Origin of the sequence: Pseudomonas sp. QS1027, assembly GCF_002814235.1 — a bacterium.
Taxonomy (GTDB): Bacteria; Pseudomonadota; Gammaproteobacteria; order Pseudomonadales; family Pseudomonadaceae; genus Aquipseudomonas.
In genome coordinates this window covers 21559-37103 of record NZ_PHSU01000023.1, presented here as the reverse complement: position 1 = coordinate 37103, position 15545 = coordinate 21559, and the positions used below count along the sequence as shown (strand labels likewise).

At 59.2% G+C, this 15545-nt stretch carries 15 protein-coding genes; 6 read left to right on the top strand and 9 right to left on the bottom strand.

Annotated elements, in window-relative coordinates; genetic code table 11:
• Position 1: 1 nt before the first annotated feature.
• From CWE01_RS20910 to CWE01_RS20885, 6 genes are all read left to right on the top strand, one after another.
• Positions 2 to 892, top strand: coding sequence for an NAD(P)-dependent oxidoreductase (locus CWE01_RS20910; RefSeq protein ID WP_100942444.1), 891 nt, complete (start codon positions 2 to 4; stop codon positions 890 to 892).
• 3 nt (positions 893 to 895) lie between these two features.
• Positions 896 to 2413 (top strand): aldehyde dehydrogenase family protein, encoded by a 1518-nt coding sequence (locus CWE01_RS20905; protein WP_100942443.1) that lies wholly within the window; start codon positions 896 to 898, stop codon positions 2411 to 2413.
• Between the two features lie 5 nt (positions 2414 to 2418).
• Entirely contained in the window at positions 2419 to 3579 is a 1161-nt protein-coding gene (locus CWE01_RS20900) for a M20 aminoacylase family protein (protein ID WP_100942442.1), read from the top strand.
• A gap of 216 nt (positions 3580 to 3795) precedes the next feature.
• The gene (locus CWE01_RS20895) at positions 3796 to 4836 is read left to right on the top strand and encodes an amino acid ABC transporter substrate-binding protein (RefSeq protein ID WP_100942441.1); all 1041 of its coding nucleotides are present in this window, start codon (positions 3796 to 3798) and stop codon (positions 4834 to 4836) included.
• Positions 4837 to 5674: 838 nt separating this feature from the next.
• Positions 5675 to 5806 carry a hypothetical protein gene (locus CWE01_RS20890; protein ID WP_371917153.1) on the top strand — a complete coding sequence of 44 codons (132 nt, stop codon included), beginning with the start codon at positions 5675 to 5677 and terminating at the stop codon, positions 5804 to 5806.
• A gap of 84 nt (positions 5807 to 5890) precedes the next feature.
• On the top strand, positions 5891 to 6712 hold the full coding sequence (locus CWE01_RS20885; protein WP_100942440.1) for a DeoR/GlpR family DNA-binding transcription regulator: 822 nt from the start codon (positions 5891 to 5893) through the stop codon (positions 6710 to 6712).
• On the opposite strand, the gene CWE01_RS20880 is transcribed toward CWE01_RS20885, so the two are convergent.
• The 9 genes from CWE01_RS20880 to CWE01_RS20840 all read right to left on the bottom strand — a co-directional run bounded on the left by CWE01_RS20880 (position 6709) and on the right by CWE01_RS20840 (position 15466).
• Positions 6709 to 7779 carry an alpha/beta fold hydrolase gene (locus tag CWE01_RS20880; RefSeq protein WP_100942439.1) on the bottom strand — a complete coding sequence of 357 codons (1071 nt, stop codon included), beginning with the start codon at positions 7777 to 7779 and terminating at the stop codon, positions 6709 to 6711. The genes CWE01_RS20885 and CWE01_RS20880 overlap by 4 nt on opposite strands.
• Positions 7780 to 7847: 68 nt before the next feature.
• The gene (gene otnI / locus CWE01_RS20875) at positions 7848 to 8630 is read right to left on the bottom strand and encodes a 2-oxo-tetronate isomerase (protein ID WP_100942438.1); all 783 of its coding nucleotides are present in this window, start codon (positions 8628 to 8630) and stop codon (positions 7848 to 7850) included.
• Between the two features lie 22 nt (positions 8631 to 8652).
• Positions 8653 to 10113, bottom strand: coding sequence for an SLC13 family permease (locus CWE01_RS20870; protein ID WP_100942437.1), 1461 nt, complete (start codon positions 10111 to 10113; stop codon positions 8653 to 8655).
• A 184-nt stretch (positions 10114 to 10297) separates the two neighbouring features.
• A complete protein-coding gene (locus CWE01_RS20865; protein ID WP_100942436.1) occupies positions 10298 to 10936 on the bottom strand; it encodes an aldolase in 639 nt (212 codons plus the stop codon).
• Positions 10933 to 12225: a 3-oxo-tetronate kinase gene (gene otnK / locus CWE01_RS20860; RefSeq protein WP_100942435.1), complete on the bottom strand. Its 1293-nt coding sequence runs from the start codon at positions 12223 to 12225 to the stop codon at positions 10933 to 10935. Before otnK ends, CWE01_RS20865 begins: the two co-directional genes overlap by 4 nt.
• 10 nt (positions 12226 to 12235) lie before the next feature.
• On the bottom strand, positions 12236 to 13249 hold the full coding sequence (gene ltnD, locus CWE01_RS20855; protein ID WP_256579394.1) for an L-threonate dehydrogenase: 1014 nt from the start codon (positions 13247 to 13249) through the stop codon (positions 12236 to 12238).
• A gap of 305 nt (positions 13250 to 13554) precedes the next feature.
• Positions 13555 to 14214, bottom strand: coding sequence for a pirin family protein (locus CWE01_RS20850; protein WP_256579393.1), 660 nt, complete (start codon positions 14212 to 14214; stop codon positions 13555 to 13557).
• A gap of 13 nt (positions 14215 to 14227) precedes the next feature.
• The gene (locus CWE01_RS20845) at positions 14228 to 14821 is read right to left on the bottom strand and encodes an NADPH-dependent F420 reductase (protein ID WP_100942433.1); all 594 of its coding nucleotides are present in this window, start codon (positions 14819 to 14821) and stop codon (positions 14228 to 14230) included.
• 36 nt (positions 14822 to 14857) lie between these two features.
• Positions 14858 to 15466 (bottom strand): FMN-dependent NADH-azoreductase, encoded by a 609-nt coding sequence (locus CWE01_RS20840; RefSeq protein ID WP_100942432.1) that lies wholly within the window; start codon positions 15464 to 15466, stop codon positions 14858 to 14860.
• Between the last annotated feature and the right edge of the window lie 79 nt (positions 15467 to 15545).

Genomic DNA, 15545 nt, shown 5'->3' with positions numbered 1-15545 from the left:
CATGTCCTTGAAAGTAGGTGTGATCGGCCTCGGCAACATGGGGGGCGGGATGGCCGCTACCCTGGCTGGCAAAGGTTTCGATGTCAGCGGCTTTGACTTGTCGCAAGCGGCGCTGAATCAAGCGCAGAGCAAAGGCGTCAAACCGGTTACTGACCGCAATCAGCTGATCAAACAGTCCGAAGTGCTCATTCTCTCCCTGCCCAAGGCTGAACACGTTGAAGCGGTATGCCTGGGCAAGGGCGGTATTGTCGAATTTGGCAGCGCGGGCCTGATCGTGATCGATACGACCACCTCCACTCCCGAAGCCAGCCGCACAGTTGCCGCGGCCCTTCGCAAACTGGATATAGCCTTTATTGATGCTCCGGTGTCGGGCGGCCCCAGAGGGGCGGCCACGGGCACCATGTCGATGGTGATCGGTGCCGAGGACGACGATCTGGTACGGGCAATGCCTGTACTGGAGGGCATGAGCGCAGTGCGTGTCCATGTTGGCAAGTCTGGCGCGGGCAACGTTGCCAAGATCGCCAATAACATGCTCTGTGCCGCTCACCTCATCACTACTGCCGAAGCTGTCGCCATGGCGGCTAAAGCAGGTGTCGCGCCGGAAAAACTTCTGGAAGGACTGAATGCGGGCTCAGGTCGCAGCGCTGCTTCACAGGCGATGTTCCCTGCCTGGGTTCTCAACAAGGCGTATGACTCCGGTTTCACAATGGGCCTGATGCGCAAGGACGTCGGGCTGGCCCGCGACCTAGCGCTGAGCCTTGACCTTGATTTGCCCCTCTCTCGCATGGTCGCACAGCTCTGGCAGGCGAGCAGTGAGACGCTTCCCGACAACGAAGACTTCTGCGCAATCGTGCAGCGTACCGATAGCAAACTTTACGGCCGTGGAGAGTGACTGATGAGCGTTCAAAAACTTGTAGAGCTGATGCGGCCATACTGGGGCGACCGCACTGTCGTCGCCAGCTATGTGGGTGGAGAGTTTGTGGAGGGGCATGGCGCGCCGGTCGAAGTTCGTAACGCTCATGACGATAGCGTGATGTTGACGTTTCCGGATGCCGACGAGTCCTTGGTCGGTTTGGCCGACATGGCCGCCAAGCAAGCTCAGGCTACGTGGTGGGCACTGACTGGACAGGCGCGTGGGCGAATCATGTATCAGGTTGGCGCATTGGTCCGCGAAGAAGCCGATAACCTGGCGCAAATAGAATCGATCACGGCGAACAAACCGATCCGCGACGCTAAAGTCGAAGTGGCGAAAGTCGCCGAGATGTTTGAATACTATGCCGGCTGGGCGGACAAGCTTCACGGCGAAGTCATCCCTGTCCCGACCTCCCACCTGAACTACGTGACTTACGAGCCGCTGGGCACCGTTTTTCAGATTACACCGTGGAATGCTCCTATATTCACGGCAGGCTGGCAGATCGCACCGGCTATCACCGCCGGTAACGCGGTCATTCTTAAACCGTCGGAACTCACTGCGCTGACGTCGTTGGTCTTGGGGGTGCTGGTTGAGCGTGCAGGTGCGCCTAAAGGTCTGGTCAACGTGGTCGCCGGTTTTGGCCACACCATCGGCCAGAGCATTATCGCCAAGGCTGATATCCGTAAGGTGGTTTTTGTCGGCTCGCCTGCCACCGGCAAGCATGTGGCCGTGGCGGCGGCTCAGCGCTGTATTCCCGCAGTGCTTGAGCTGGGCGGCAAGTCGGCCAACATTGTGTTTGACGATGCTGATCTTGACGTCGCATTGCGCGGTGCCCAGGCCGCGATTTTCTCGGGGGCGGGCCAGAGTTGTGTTTCCGGGTCGCGCTTGCTGGTTCAAGAATCGATCTTCGAAAAATTCACCCATGCACTGGCTAGCGCGGCGGAGAACTTCAAGGTGGGCGACCCAAGTGATCCTGAGACCCAGATCGGCCCGATCAATAACGCCAAGCAATATGCCCATGTGAAAAATATGCTCGAAGGGGCTGTAAAGGACGGTGCCAAGGTCCTGGGCGTTGACGCGGGTCTCATTCCGAGCAAAGGCGGTTACTACGTAAATCCCACGGTCCTGGTCGGCAGCAACCATCTGCACTGTGCTCAGGAAGAAATCTTCGGCCCGGTCGTTGTTGCCATTCCTTTCAAGGATGAAGAGGACGCCATTCGCATCGCCAACGATAGCCGCTTTGGTCTTGCCGGTGCAATTTGGACACGTGATGTAGGCCGCGCGCACCGAGTTGCCAAGCGGGTTCGTGCCGGTACTTTCTGGATTAATGGCTACAAGACGATCCATGTGAGCTCACCTTTCGGTGGTTACGGCGAAAGTGGTTATGGCCGTTCCTCCGGGCTCGATGCGTTGCGTGAGTACAGCGAGGTGAAAAGCGTCTGGGTAGAGACAGCCTCCCGTCCGGCAGCGAGTTTCGGTTACGGTGCGAGCCTGGAGTAAGGGATATGGCGATCTCGAAGTCTTTGATTGACGAGGCTACGGTCTGGCGTCGTGCCTTGCACGCCGCGCCGGAGCTTGGCTACGAGGAGTTGCAGACCTCCAACAAGGTGGCAAGTCTGTTGAAAGACTTCGGCATCGAAGTCCATCGCGGGCTGGGCGGTACGGGGGTGGTAGGTACTCTTCGAAATGGCCGGGGCCCTACGATTGGTATTCGGGCGGACATGGATGCATTGCCCATCCAGGAGTTGGGTCATGCATGCCACAAGTCGGCTCGCCCAGGTTGCATGCATGCCTGTGGTCATGATGGTCATACTGCCATCCTGCTGGCGACCGCACGCCATTTGGCCGACACCCGCCGCTTCAGCGGTACGGTGCACTTTGTCTTCCAGCCGGCCGAAGAGGGGCTGGCGGGGGCAAAGAGGATGATTGACGACGGGCTTTTCGACCTGTTTCCCATGGAGGCTATCTATGGGTTGCACAATTGGCCCGGCCTGGCCGCCGGAAGGGTGGCTATCAATCCCGGGCCGATGATGGCCTCTATGGATACCTTTGAAATCCACCTTATTGGCAAAGGGTGTCATGCGGCCATGCCCGAGAAAGGAAATGATCCTGTTGTCGCGGGTGCTGAGCTCGTCCTGGCTCTGCAAACCATTGTGGCAAGGCGACTTTCGCCACTGGATTCGGCAGTGATCAGTGTGACCCAGTTCAACGCGGGTGAAGCAATCAACGTCATTCCAGAGCGCGCGATCTTGAAGGGCACCGTCCGGTGTTTGCAGTCCGGGGTCAGGGACAAGGTCGAGGCGTTCATCCGAGAATTCGTAGAGCAGCTCCCTGTGGTTTTTGGCGTGCGAGGTGAAATGACCTACCACGTCGGCTACCCCGTCACGGAGAACAATCCTGACGCCGCAGCGGTTGTTCGAAAAGCCGCTATCGCGGTGGTGGGAGAGCAGCAGGTGATCTGGGGGGGCAAACCTTCGATGGCCTCCGAAGACTTTTCTTATCTGCTCAAGGCTTGTCCTGGCGCCTACATATGGCTCGGAGTTGACGGTGAAAAACCATCGGCTGCGCTGCACAACCCGTACTACGACTTCAACGATCAGGTCATCGAGCCCGGCGTTGCCATTTGGACATCACTGGTAGAGCAATCCTTGCCAGTCACCTGCTGACCCGACGCCCACCCGACCCGTTGGGTCAGGTCTGACAACAATAAAATAATAAGAAGGCCAAGATGCCAACGTTTAAACACTTCCTCAGGGTGCGATGTTGTCGCCCCTTTTGATTCTGCCCTCCGTTTTTTGTTGAAAAGTCGCATTTCGCCGGAAAAGCGTTGCATTCGTGCGCGCTGGATTTAGCACTTTTACGCCAACCTAGAGAGCATTCAAATGAAACGAGAAAGAAGCTTTTCGAACATCACCTCCGTGCTGGCAGCTTTGGCGGTGACCGCTGCCTTCGCGGGTAATGCTTGTGCTGGCGCTACGCAGGACAATGTGAAAAAGAAAGGTTACGTGCAGTGTGGCATTAGCGATGGACTTCCCGGTTTCTCTTACCCGGATGCCAAAGGGGAGTTCCATGGGTTTGACGTTGACGTCTGTCGTGCCGTTGCCGCCGCCGTCTTGGGGGATGCCAAAAAAGTACGCTATGTACAACTCACTGCCAAAGAGCGATTCACGGCGTTGCAATCGGGGGAAGTGGATATGCTCTCGCGCAGTACCACCTGGACGTCCTCGCGGGACGGAGCCATGGGCATCCTGTTCGCCAACGTAGCCTACTACGATGGACAAGGTTTCCTGGTCAATAAAAAGTTGGGCGTTAAAAGTGCGAAAGAGCTTAACGGTGCCACCTTCTGTATTCAGGCCGGCACTGTGACTGAACTGAACCTGGCGGACTACTTTCGTGCCAATGGCATGACCTACACCCCCATTTCCTTCGACACCTCTGATGAGTCGTTCAAGGCACTGGAGTCAGGTCGTTGTGACGTGCTGACGACAGATCAATCTCAGCTCTACGGTCAGCGCTTGAAGTTGGCCAATCCCGACGATTATGAAGTGCTGCCCGACGTTATCTCCAAGGAGCCGCTGACGCCGGCGGTACGACGCGGCGACGAAGACTGGTTCACTGTTGTGCGCTGGACCCAGAGCGCCATGCTTAATGCCGAGGAGATGGGGGTTACCTCCAAGAACGTCGCAGAGCTGGTCAAGACAACCAAGAACCCGGATATCGCACGTCTGTTGGGCAACGAGGGTTCCCTGGGCAAGGATCTTAATTTGCCCAACAATTGGGCTGTACAGATCATTTCGCAGGTTGGTAACTATGGTGAGTCCTTCGATCGCAACTTGGGGGAGGGGAGTGATATGAAGATCAAGCGTGGCCTGAATGCGCTATGGACTCATGGCGGGCTGCAATACGGCCCTCCCGTGCGTTAAAACTGACTAGCCCAACTTATTTTATTAGGCCAACTTGGTGAAATTAGGGCCTGCCTGGCGGCAGGCCGTTACCAGCCCTCACATAAAATTTGATGTTTAACTTCGCTATACCAACCCGGCTGCACCTCCATGTGAAATTTCGAAGCTACCTTTAGCGAATGTCTTGCCTTAGAGGCATAAGTTGTTTACCTCCTTGGGCATGTGGAACGTCACTTCTCGCCGATCTCCCGCATACCTGCGTGGCCGAAGATCTGGCCTCAACGCCAGCTCTCTGGCCGAGATCGGTTCCCATATCCCGGCACTCAGATCCAGCGTGCACCACGTTATGATTCACGACCTTAACTTGGGGGCATACAGCCATTATTACTAATCATTTCGGCGTGGAGCAGGACTTGATGGGACCTCGCAGGTGACGGTAATTATCAAAGGCGGCCAACTCGACCACTCTCGCCATTACGCTCTCGCTCAGCACCGTTTCGAGCAGAGCATAGACCAAAGGCTGGAGCTGCACGCCTAACTGCGCCAGCGTCGAGCGGTGATCATCAGGCTGGTGCGGCTAACTTGCTCTCTCAATTGGCCGGTCTGGACCTCACATCATCAGAGCGCTTTACCCCATGATCTTGGCTGATTTGAATGAGTCGCGGCTAGCGAGTTGACATAGAATCATCAATAGCAAGTGAAACGCGTGTTTCGCAGTTTGAAAACGGAATAGATAGCGACAGTTGGCCGCTGGTCTAAGAAGCGTACCGAGACATCGGCCATTACCTAATGCATCGATAATTGGATTCGGCCACATCAATTCAAGGCAAGACTAACGCCAGCTAAGGCCGAGAAAAACTTGACGCCAGGCAAGGCCGCGTTGGCCAATCCGGACTGGCTGCAACGCTCGCTTGAATCGCGTGCGCTGCAAGCCTTCGACCCGTCGCTCCTCGCGCCGATTGCGCATATCAAGGACAGCGAGTTGAAATAGCCGCAGCGAGTTACAGATCGGCGGGTGGATTCGCTACTATGTAGGTCAACCACCACCACTTGACTCAAGCCTTTGGAGCACCGAATGCCAAGCCAGAAGGACGTGGCCGCCGAAAGCGGCGCGCCGATGATTCCTGAACAACGTCGTGAGTTGATCTTGCGCCAGTTGCGTAAACATCAGGTGCTGAGTGTTCATCAGTTGATGGAGATGTTCGAGTGCTCACACATGACGGTGCGCCGCGATATCGCCTTGCTTGAGCAGGAGGGCCGGGCGTATTCGGTGACGGGCGGTGTACGCATCGCCAGCCAGCTGCACAGTGAGCCCAGCCACCAGCTCAAGGCCGTGGTCGAGTTGCCGCAGAAACAAGCCATGGCCAAGCTCGCCGCGCGCCTGTTGCGTGCGGACATGACCCTCTACCTGGACGCGGGCACCAGCACGCTGGAGATCGTGCCCTACATCAAATCGCTCAGTGGCATGACGGTGGTGACCAACGACTTCGGGGTGGTGCAGGCGTTGATGGATGAGCCACAGGTGACGGTGATCCATACCGGTGGGCAACTGGACCATTCCAATCATTCCTGTGTCGGCGTGCTGGCGGTGGCGACGCTGTGTCAGGTGGTGACGGACATCGCCTTTATCTCGACCAGTTCCTGGGACCTGAGGCGTGGGATCACCACGCCGTCGGCCCTCAAGGTGGAAGTCAAGCAGGTGGCCATGCAGTCGGCGTCCCAGGTGGTGCTGGTGGCCAGCAGCTCCAAGTACGGCACGTTCAGCATGTACAAAATTGCCGGCCTGGAGCAGTTCGACGTGATCATCAGTGACGATGCGCTGGCGCACGCGGCAGCGGAAGGGATTCGCAAGCAAGGGGTCGAACTGATGTTGCCGTCCGACCCGCAGCCCGTCTAGCGCGGCTTTTCAGTCTCCTGCATGAATTGCCCCAGCGCCTCGCTGTAGAACTTCGCCATGCTGGTGGTGCCGTGGCCACGGGTGTCGGCGCTAGCCGGGATGAGCAGCAGCCGGGCATGCTTGAGGGCTTTCATCGACGCCTCCAGCCGACCGGTTTCGGGTGGGTTGCGCTCATCGTCCGCCGAGTTGATGACCAGCATCGGTGCCTGGATTTTACTCAACCCCTCGGCGGCGTTGTAATCAGCCGACGATTGCCACTGGTAGATGAAGTCGTTGGCGTCGGCGGTTTGCGGCGCGCTGAGACGCTCATCCACCAGCTTGTCGGCCTGGGCCCGGGTCGGTGCTGCCGCCTGATAAGCCAGGGTGCCGCCGCTGGTGCCAACGCTGAACATCGCGTTGGCCAGGCGCAGCGACGGTGGCTGCGCGCTGTAGTTGCCGTTGTTCCAGGCCGGGTCTTGCTTGATCGATTCCACTAACAAGCGGCGCATCATCCAATTGCGTGACGACATTTCAGTCGGTTGCGACGCCATGGGCACCAGCGCGTCCATCATCTGCGGCCAGGTCTGGCCCCACATCCAGGTCTGCATGCCGCCCATGGAGTTGCCGATGATCAGCCGCAGGTGCTTGACCCCCAGGCCTTCGGTTACCAGCCGATACTGGGCTTGCACCAGGTCCGTGTAGTTGTACGCGGGGAACTGAGTGCGCAAGCCATCCGAGGGTTTGCTGGATTGGCCCACGCCGATGCCGTCGGTGGAAATGATGTAGTACTTGCTGGCGTCCAGCGGTTGGCCCGGGCCGAACAGTTCACCGCCAAAATCCTTGCTCAGCACATCGCTGCCAGGTCGGTAAGTGCCGTGCAGGTAGAGGATGGCGGGGTTCTTCGGGTCGCCCAGGGTGATGTAGTGCAGTTTCAGGTTGGCGAGTTTTTCACCGGTATGGAAGGTGAATTGCGGCGCGATCCAGTCGCCTTCGGTCGCGGCCGGCAGCGGCGCGGCGCTGACGGCGCCGACGCTAAACGACAGCGATAACAATAGCCCGAGTGCAGGTCGGGAAGTGAAATGTCGCATGGGACGTATCCTGTTATTTTTGTTTTAGGAACCCCTGTGCCAATGGCGAGCAGGGGATTAGCGGTAACCTAGCGTGCCTTCCAATCCCGCAACCATTGCAGCCCGACCGAGGTGGTGTTTTTAGGGCGGTATTCGCAACCGACCCAGCCGTCGTAGCCCAACTCGTCAATTAGCTCAAACAGGTAGGGGTAGTTCAGTTCCCCGAGGTTCGGCTCGTGGCGATCGGGTACGCCTGCAATCTGGATATGGCCGATGCCGTCGATGTCACGAAGCAGCTTGACCGCCAAATCGCCTTCGACGATCTGGCAGTGATAACAGTCGAACTGCACCTTCACATTGTTCGCACCGACCTCCTTGCAGATGGCGTGTGCCTGGTCCTGCCGGTTGAGGAAAAAACCCGGCATGTCGCGGGTGTTGATGGGCTCCAGCAGCACCGTGACGCCGGTAAGACTGGCCTGGTGGGTCGCGTAGGACAGGTTCTCCAGGTACACCGCGTGATGCCGTTCGCGGTCATGTTCACTGGGCAGCAAGCCGGCCATCACGTGGATGCGGGTGTTGCCCAGCACCGCGGCGTATTCCAGCGCACGGTCGAAGCCTGCGCGAAATTCGGCTTCGCGCCCCGGCAAGGTTGCAATGCCGCGCTCGCCTGCCGCCCAATCTCCGGGCGGTGCGTTGAACAGGGCTTGTACCAGGCCGCTGTCGCTCAGGTGCTGTTTGAGTTCCTGCGGGCTGTACTCGTAGGGAAACAGGTACTCCACGGCGTCGAAACCATCGGCAGCCGCAGCAGAGAAACGCTCCAGAAACGGATATTCGGGGTAGAGCATACTCAGGTTGGCAGCAAAGCGAGGCATGTGAACTCCTGGTCAAATACGATCAGACAAAAGGCCAGATCAACAGGGTGATAAGGAAGCCGAGCGTGCCGAGGAGGGTGGTGATCACCGTCCAGGTGCGCAGGCCGTCAGCCACGTTGAGGCCCGCCAACTTGGTGAAAATCCAGTAACCGGCGTCGTTGATGTGCGACATCGCCAGGCCGCCACCGCCCATGGCCAGGCACAGCAGTGCCATGTGGTTGGGCGTCAGGTTGAGCGTGGCGATCAGAGGGCTGATGATGCCTGCGGTGGTGACCAGCGCCACCGTGGTGGAGCCTTGCACTGCGCGCAGCAGCATGGTCAGCAAAAATCCCAGTGCCAGCACCGGCAAACCTGTGGTACGTAGCAGGTCGGAGACCACCGCACCGATCCCGGTGTCCACCAGTACCTTGCCGAACACGCCACCGGCACCGGCAATCAGAATCACCATGGCCACACCCGGCAGCGCCGAGCCGATCACATCGGAGACCTGGGTACGGCTCCAGCCGCGACGGGAGCCGAGCAGCCAGGCGCACAGCAAGGTGTCGATCAGCAGTGCCACGAGCGGCGCGCCGAGTACGGTCATGATGCCCCGCAGGGTCGATTCGACCGGCAGCAGCGAGGTCGCCAGAGTGCCCAGCAGGATCAGCACGATGGGCAGCAGGATCAGGCTGACGATCAAGCCGAAACCCGGCGCCGGGGCCAGCGGCAGCTTGGCCACGATGCTGCTGGTGGACTCCTCCAGGCCCATGTGCGAAACGGCGTCTGCGCGTTGTTCCACATTCTGGGTGGTGCCGTCCTGCCAGGCGCGCAGATCGTCGTTGGTGACGTGCGGGCCGTAGACTTCGGCGCGGATATCATCGGACATCGGGTAGAAGCGGCGTGTCATGCGTCCCGCCACGCGGTAGCCGACGTAGCACAAGAGCGCCGTCAGCGGCAGCCCGAGCATCAGCACCCGGCCCAGGTCGGCACCCAGTTGACTGGCTGCAGCGACGGCGCCGGGATGAGGGGGCAGAAACGCGTGCACGGTGAGCAAGGCGGCGCACATAGGCAAGGCAAACATCAGCAGCGGCTTGCGGGCGCGACGGGCAACGCCGTAGGCCAGCGGCATGAGGATAATCACCCCCACTTCGAAGAACACCGGCACGCCGATAATGAAACCGGCAATCGTCAAGGCCAGGGGCGTGCGTCGATTGCCGAAGCGCTCGATCAGGGTTTTGGCCAGGGCCTCGGCACCGCCCGACAGCTCGATGATGCGCCCGATCATGGCGCCCAGCGCGATGATGATTGCGATGTGGCCAAGGGTCTTGCCCATGCCGCCTTCAATCGTGGCGACCAGGTCGGTAGGTTTGACCCCGGCGACCAGGGCCACCAGGATGCTGACCAGCATCAGCGCCACAAACGGCTGGAACTTGTATTTGAGTACCAGGAACAGCAGCAGTGCTATGCCCAGTCCGGCGGTTGCCATCAGGATAAGCGGGCTCATGACCGCGACCCTCCAAGGCAAAGGCATGATGGTTTTTTGTGGCTGCAAACATCAACAGTGAAGGTGGGTGTGGTCATGCTGGAAGGTCCTGTTGTTTTTATTGTTCTGGCACCTTTTCGCGACAGTCTGGCTGCCTGGCGTCGCGAAGATGTGCGTCAAGGGTGTTGCGGTTGTAAGTCGGTGCCTACCAGTGGGCGCCAAAAACAGTCCGGAGTTCGTCCAGCGCTGCCGCGTCCAAGGGGGTCGGGCGTGGGTTGCTCATCAGCCACAGCCGGGCGGTTTCTTCGAGTTCTTCAAGGGCATAGCTGGCCTTGGATACTGAGCTTTCCCAGACCACCGGGCCCAGGCGTTCGAGCATCACGCCACGCACACGGTTGGCGAGGAGCGCGACCTGTTCGGCCACATCAGGCGCGCCGGGACGTTGATAATTGATCAGCGGGATATGCCCCACCTTCATCACCTGATACGGCGTCAGCGGCGGCAGGATGTCATCCTGGTGCCAGACGCCGGCCAGTGTCATGGCCACCAGGTGCGTGGAATGGGTATGCACCACGCCACCGACGCCAGGGTTACGATCGTAGACCTGCCGATGCAGGGCCAGAGTTTTTGACGGTTTGTCGCCAGAGACCCATTGACCGCTCAGGTCGACCTTGGCGATCAACGCCGGGTCAAGCCGCCCCAGGCACGCGTCCGTGGGGGTGATCAGCCAGCCATCCTCCAGGCGTGCGCTGATGTTGCCGGCGCTGCCCACGGTATACCCGCGCTGATAAAGGCTGTGGCCGACGGTACAGATCTCTTCGCGCAAGGCGTTTTCGTGACTCATTGCGCGTCCCCCGCCAGGTGTTTGAGGGCCTTGTCGAAAAAGTCGCGGCCGCCGAAGTTGCCAGATTTGAGCGCCAGTGCCAGCGGTTCGGCGGTGTTGCTCACCGTCGCAGGAACGCCGGGATCAATCTGCGCGCCAATCTGCAAAAGACGGACGCCAAGGGCGGTGACCACGGCCCCGGACGTTTCACCGCCGGCGACCACGAAACGCCTTACGCCGTTGAGGCGCAGCGTTTGGGCGATCTCTCCCAAGGCGGTTTCCACCAATTCGCCGGCACGCTCGACGCCCAGTTGCTGTTGCACCGCCTTGACGTCGTCCGGGGTGCTGGTTGCGTAGATCAACACGGTGTGTGGTTGGTTAAGTGCGAAGGAAACGGCATGGGCCACGACCGGCTCACCGGCCGCCAGCGCCATTGGGTCGATGCGCAACGCCGGTCGCCCCGCGTCGATCCACGCAGCAACCTGGGCGTTGGTGGCGATAGACGCACTGCCCGCCAATACCACTTCGCCACCGTGCACGGTGGGCAACGAAGCCGGGTCGAAGTCACGAAGTTTGCCGGCACGGCGGAAGTTGTCGGGCAGCCCCAGGGCCAGGCCCGAGCCACCGGTCAACAGGGGAAAGTCGCTGCAGGCGGTGCCGAGGGTATACAGGTCTTGATCGCTGAGGGCATCTGCAATCGCCATCCCCACGCCTTGGGCGCGCAGCGCGGCAATCTGCTCGCGGACCTTCGGCATCCCCTGGGCGATGCTGTCGTAACGCAGCAGGCCAACCTTTTGCGAGGTTTGCGATTGCAGCACGCGGACCAGGTTGGCGTCGGTCATGGCGGTCAGCGGATGGTGCTGCATGCCTGACTCATTGAGCAGTTGGTCTTGCACGAACAAATGCCCGCGGAAAACCGTCCGGCCGTTTTCCGGAAACGCCGGGCAGGCCAGGGTGAAATCACTGCCGAGAGCCTTAAGCAGGGCCTCGCTGACCTGGCCGATATTGCCGGCGGCCGTCGAGTCGAAGGTGGAGCAGTACTTGAAGAAAATCTGTTCGCAGCCTTGTACGCGCAGCCACTCAAGCGCCTTCAGGGAATCGGCCACCGCCTGTTCCGCGGGGACGGTGCGCGACTTCAGCGCAATCACGATCGCATCGGCATCCAATTCGGTGGCGACGTCGTCGCTGGGAATACCGATGCTCTGGACGGTGCGCATTCCGCCGCGCACCAGCATGTTGGCCAGGTCCGTGGCACCGGTGAAGTCGTCGGCGATGCAGCCCAGCAGGGGGCGTGCTGAAGGTAGGCTCATGGGGGTGTCCTTATACGGGGTCAGTCTTGGCAGCCGGCAGTTCGATACCCGGGAAAATCTTTATCACCGCCGAGTCGTCCTCTCGTCCGAACCCGGCACTGGAGGCTTGCATGAACATCTGATGGGCGGTCGCCGATAGCGGCAGCGGAAACTTGCTGGCTCGCGCGGTATCCAGCACCAGGCCCAGGTCCTTGACGAAAATATCGACGGCCGACAGGGGCGTGTAATCCGCCTTGAGAATGTGCGGCACGCGGTTTTCGAACATCCACGAGTTGCCTGCGCTATGTGTAATCACTTCATACAGGGCGTCGGCCTCGACCCCTTCGCGCAGGCCTAGGGCCATGGCTTCTGCGGCGGCGGCAATGTGCACGCCGGCCAGCAGTTGGTTGATGATCTTCACCTTGGAGCCCAGGCCATGTGCGTCACCCAGGCGGTAGACCTTGCCGGCCATGCCGGCGAGCACGTCGTCAGCCTTTGCATAAGCCTCAGACGGGCCGGACGTCATCATGGTCATCTCACCGGCGGCCGCCTTGGCCGCACCACCGGAGATCGGTGCATCCAGATACAACAGTGCGGCATTCATCAGGCGCTGGCCAAGGTCTACCGCGTAGGTCGGGGCCACCGTGGCGCACCCGATCACCAGGCTGCCGGGGCGCAATGAGGCGACCGCAGCATGCTCCCCGAACAACACCGTCTCGGTTTGTTCGGCATTGACCACCACGGTGATGATCACATCGCACGCGGCCGCCATCTGCGCAGGAGAGTGGCAGGCAACGCCGCCTTCGCTGGCGAACTGCTGCGTTACGGTTTCGCGCACGTCACAGGCATGTACGTTGAAGCCGCTGCGCAACAGCGACCGAGCAATACCGAGGCCCATCGCGCCTAAACCGATAACACCAACATTCTTATTATTCATGGAGGCTCCGTAAAACGGCAGCAGGTACGTGAACACCACAGCGGTGCGGACCGTTATCCAGGTACAAGTAAGGGGGAGGAGGTGCCAGCGTGTTCGCCGGCAGGGCATTCGGGGAGTGATCGATCATCGTTGCCATCCTGTTTTGTTTTTTGTCAGGGCGTCATGCGTGTTGGAGAGATAATCCTCCAGTGATCGGATTATGTGAAGTTATTTTTATTGTTAACATTATTTAACATCGCGACCGCTGTCATTGACAGGCATGGGCATTGCCGCGACGCACCGTCCAGCAGTGGCGTGTTGAAAAATGGGCAGCAAAAAAAGTGAGCACGGCCTTTGGCGGTGCTCACTGGGGTGGTCTGGTGGAGGGGACGTTGTGGTGTCAGCGCTCTAGCGCGAGTAGGTGACTTCCGCCGTCAGTGCAGCAGTGCCGTGAACTGCGTACCCTTTTTCCTTCGGGCTGCTTCACTTACACCTTCAAGTCCCATCGACGCGCAACTGATCTGGCTCAGCGTCCGGGGCGCTCCGCGCTCAATTCGCACATCCAGCATTATGATTGGAACATGATTGAGAGTGGACGAGCTTACGCTCCCGGACTGACCCGAGAAGACTCGAACCTCGACCCCCGGCTCTCGCCTGACGGGCATCGTGCTGCCCGCTAGATCCTGATAACGTGGCTCGGACATCTTCAGTGCCGCTGGCAAATTCACCCATAGTTGCAACGTATGGGCCGTCGTTCCTGGAAGCGTATTTTCTTCGTGGTATACCCCCCGGCCCGCTGTCATCCATTGAGCACCGTCCGCGTTGATCATGCCGGCATTCCCAGCGCTGTCGCGGTGCTCGACAGCCCCATCAATCACAAAGGTCACAGTCTCCATGCCTCGGTGTGGATGACGAGGAAATGCTCCACGGGGCATCCAGTCTTCGGCCATCACTACGAAGGGATCGGAAAATGCTGGATCGCCATCTATTAGTCGGCGAGCCCGATGCCCGGCCATACGTCCAGCTGAGGTGCCAGGGTTAGCAACAAGAGCTACCTCACGAACGAACATCGGCTCGTCAGTCGTCATGCTCATCGCACTCATCGCCTCATTTGAGTGGATGCTCGATCAAGTTGTGGAGCACCAGTGGGCCAGGGATGTGAAGAAGGCGGCCACCTTCATCGATTCGGCCAACAAGGATTGGCGAGAACCCGAGTCGCTCTGCTAAGGCTTTGACGGTGGAGGCAGCTTTTTCGTCGTTGCTAGAGACGAATACGACACGCCGTCCGCCTTCCTGAGAGGGATCTCGGGCCAGTACGCCAGCCGGAAGTTGGTTGAAAGCTTTGACGACCGAAGCGCCTGGCAGCGCTTGGGCAACAATGTCAGAAGAGAGCCGTCCCGCAAGTGTTTCCGGTGCTACACCATAGGCGTTGGTCTGATCGATGATGATCTTGCCAGCCCAGTCAGATCGACTACGAGCTAGAGCCTCCACTGCGATGAATGGAAGTGCCAGGAATAGAACGTCGGCAGAGAGCGCCTCTTCCAAAGAGGTGGCTGTGACCACCTCTCCCAACTCTGCTGTGAGGGGAAGAATCGTTTCCGGCCCTCTTGTGTTCGCAATAGATACTGGAATCGCGACACGGGCAAATTGGCGAGCAATGGCGGTTCCGACGTTACCGGAACCAATAATGGCGTATTTCATTTTTTAACTCCTGAAGAAAAATGAAAGTAGATTTGATCAGGCGCCAATCGTGGCGATTTCTTGAAGAGCCCTATTTATCGCCTCATCCTTGTCCTCGGGACTTACAGCCAAGCCTTCCGCGCGCACGACGCGTGTATCGATGACGCCCAGGAATCCCAATAGCCCGATCAAGTAACTCTCTTGATGTTCTAGAGCTGCCGCTGGACTACCAGGCGAATACACACCGCCCCGTGACGAGGCGATGTAAGCCTGCTTTCCTTTCAAGAGGCCTTCTGGGCCAGTGGCGGTGTATTGGAAGGATTTGCCTGCTATCGCGACCCGGTCAATCCAAGCCTTGAGTGTGCTCGGGATAGTGAGGTTGTACATAGGCGTGCCGATTACCACGATCTGCGAATCAAGGAGTTCTTGCAGATAGGCATCTCCCTTGAAAAGGTCGTTCACCAACATGGGGTCTTTGGCCACAGTGCCCTGCCAGGCTGACAGATGCTCCATGGAAAGGTGTAGTGCAGGATCTTGGCCAAGATCTCGGTAAATCACCTTGCTGCCCGGGTGGAGCGTAGCGAGTTGCGCGACGATCTGCGAAGACAGGGTGCGGCTGACAGATGCGGCGCCTAGGATGCTGGCGTCAAGATGGAGGATTTGCATTTCAGTCACCTAGCTTACGGTTTAATGGGCAGGTGAAAGATGAGCTGTTCTTGAGGATCTGAAAAGACGGTATATTGAG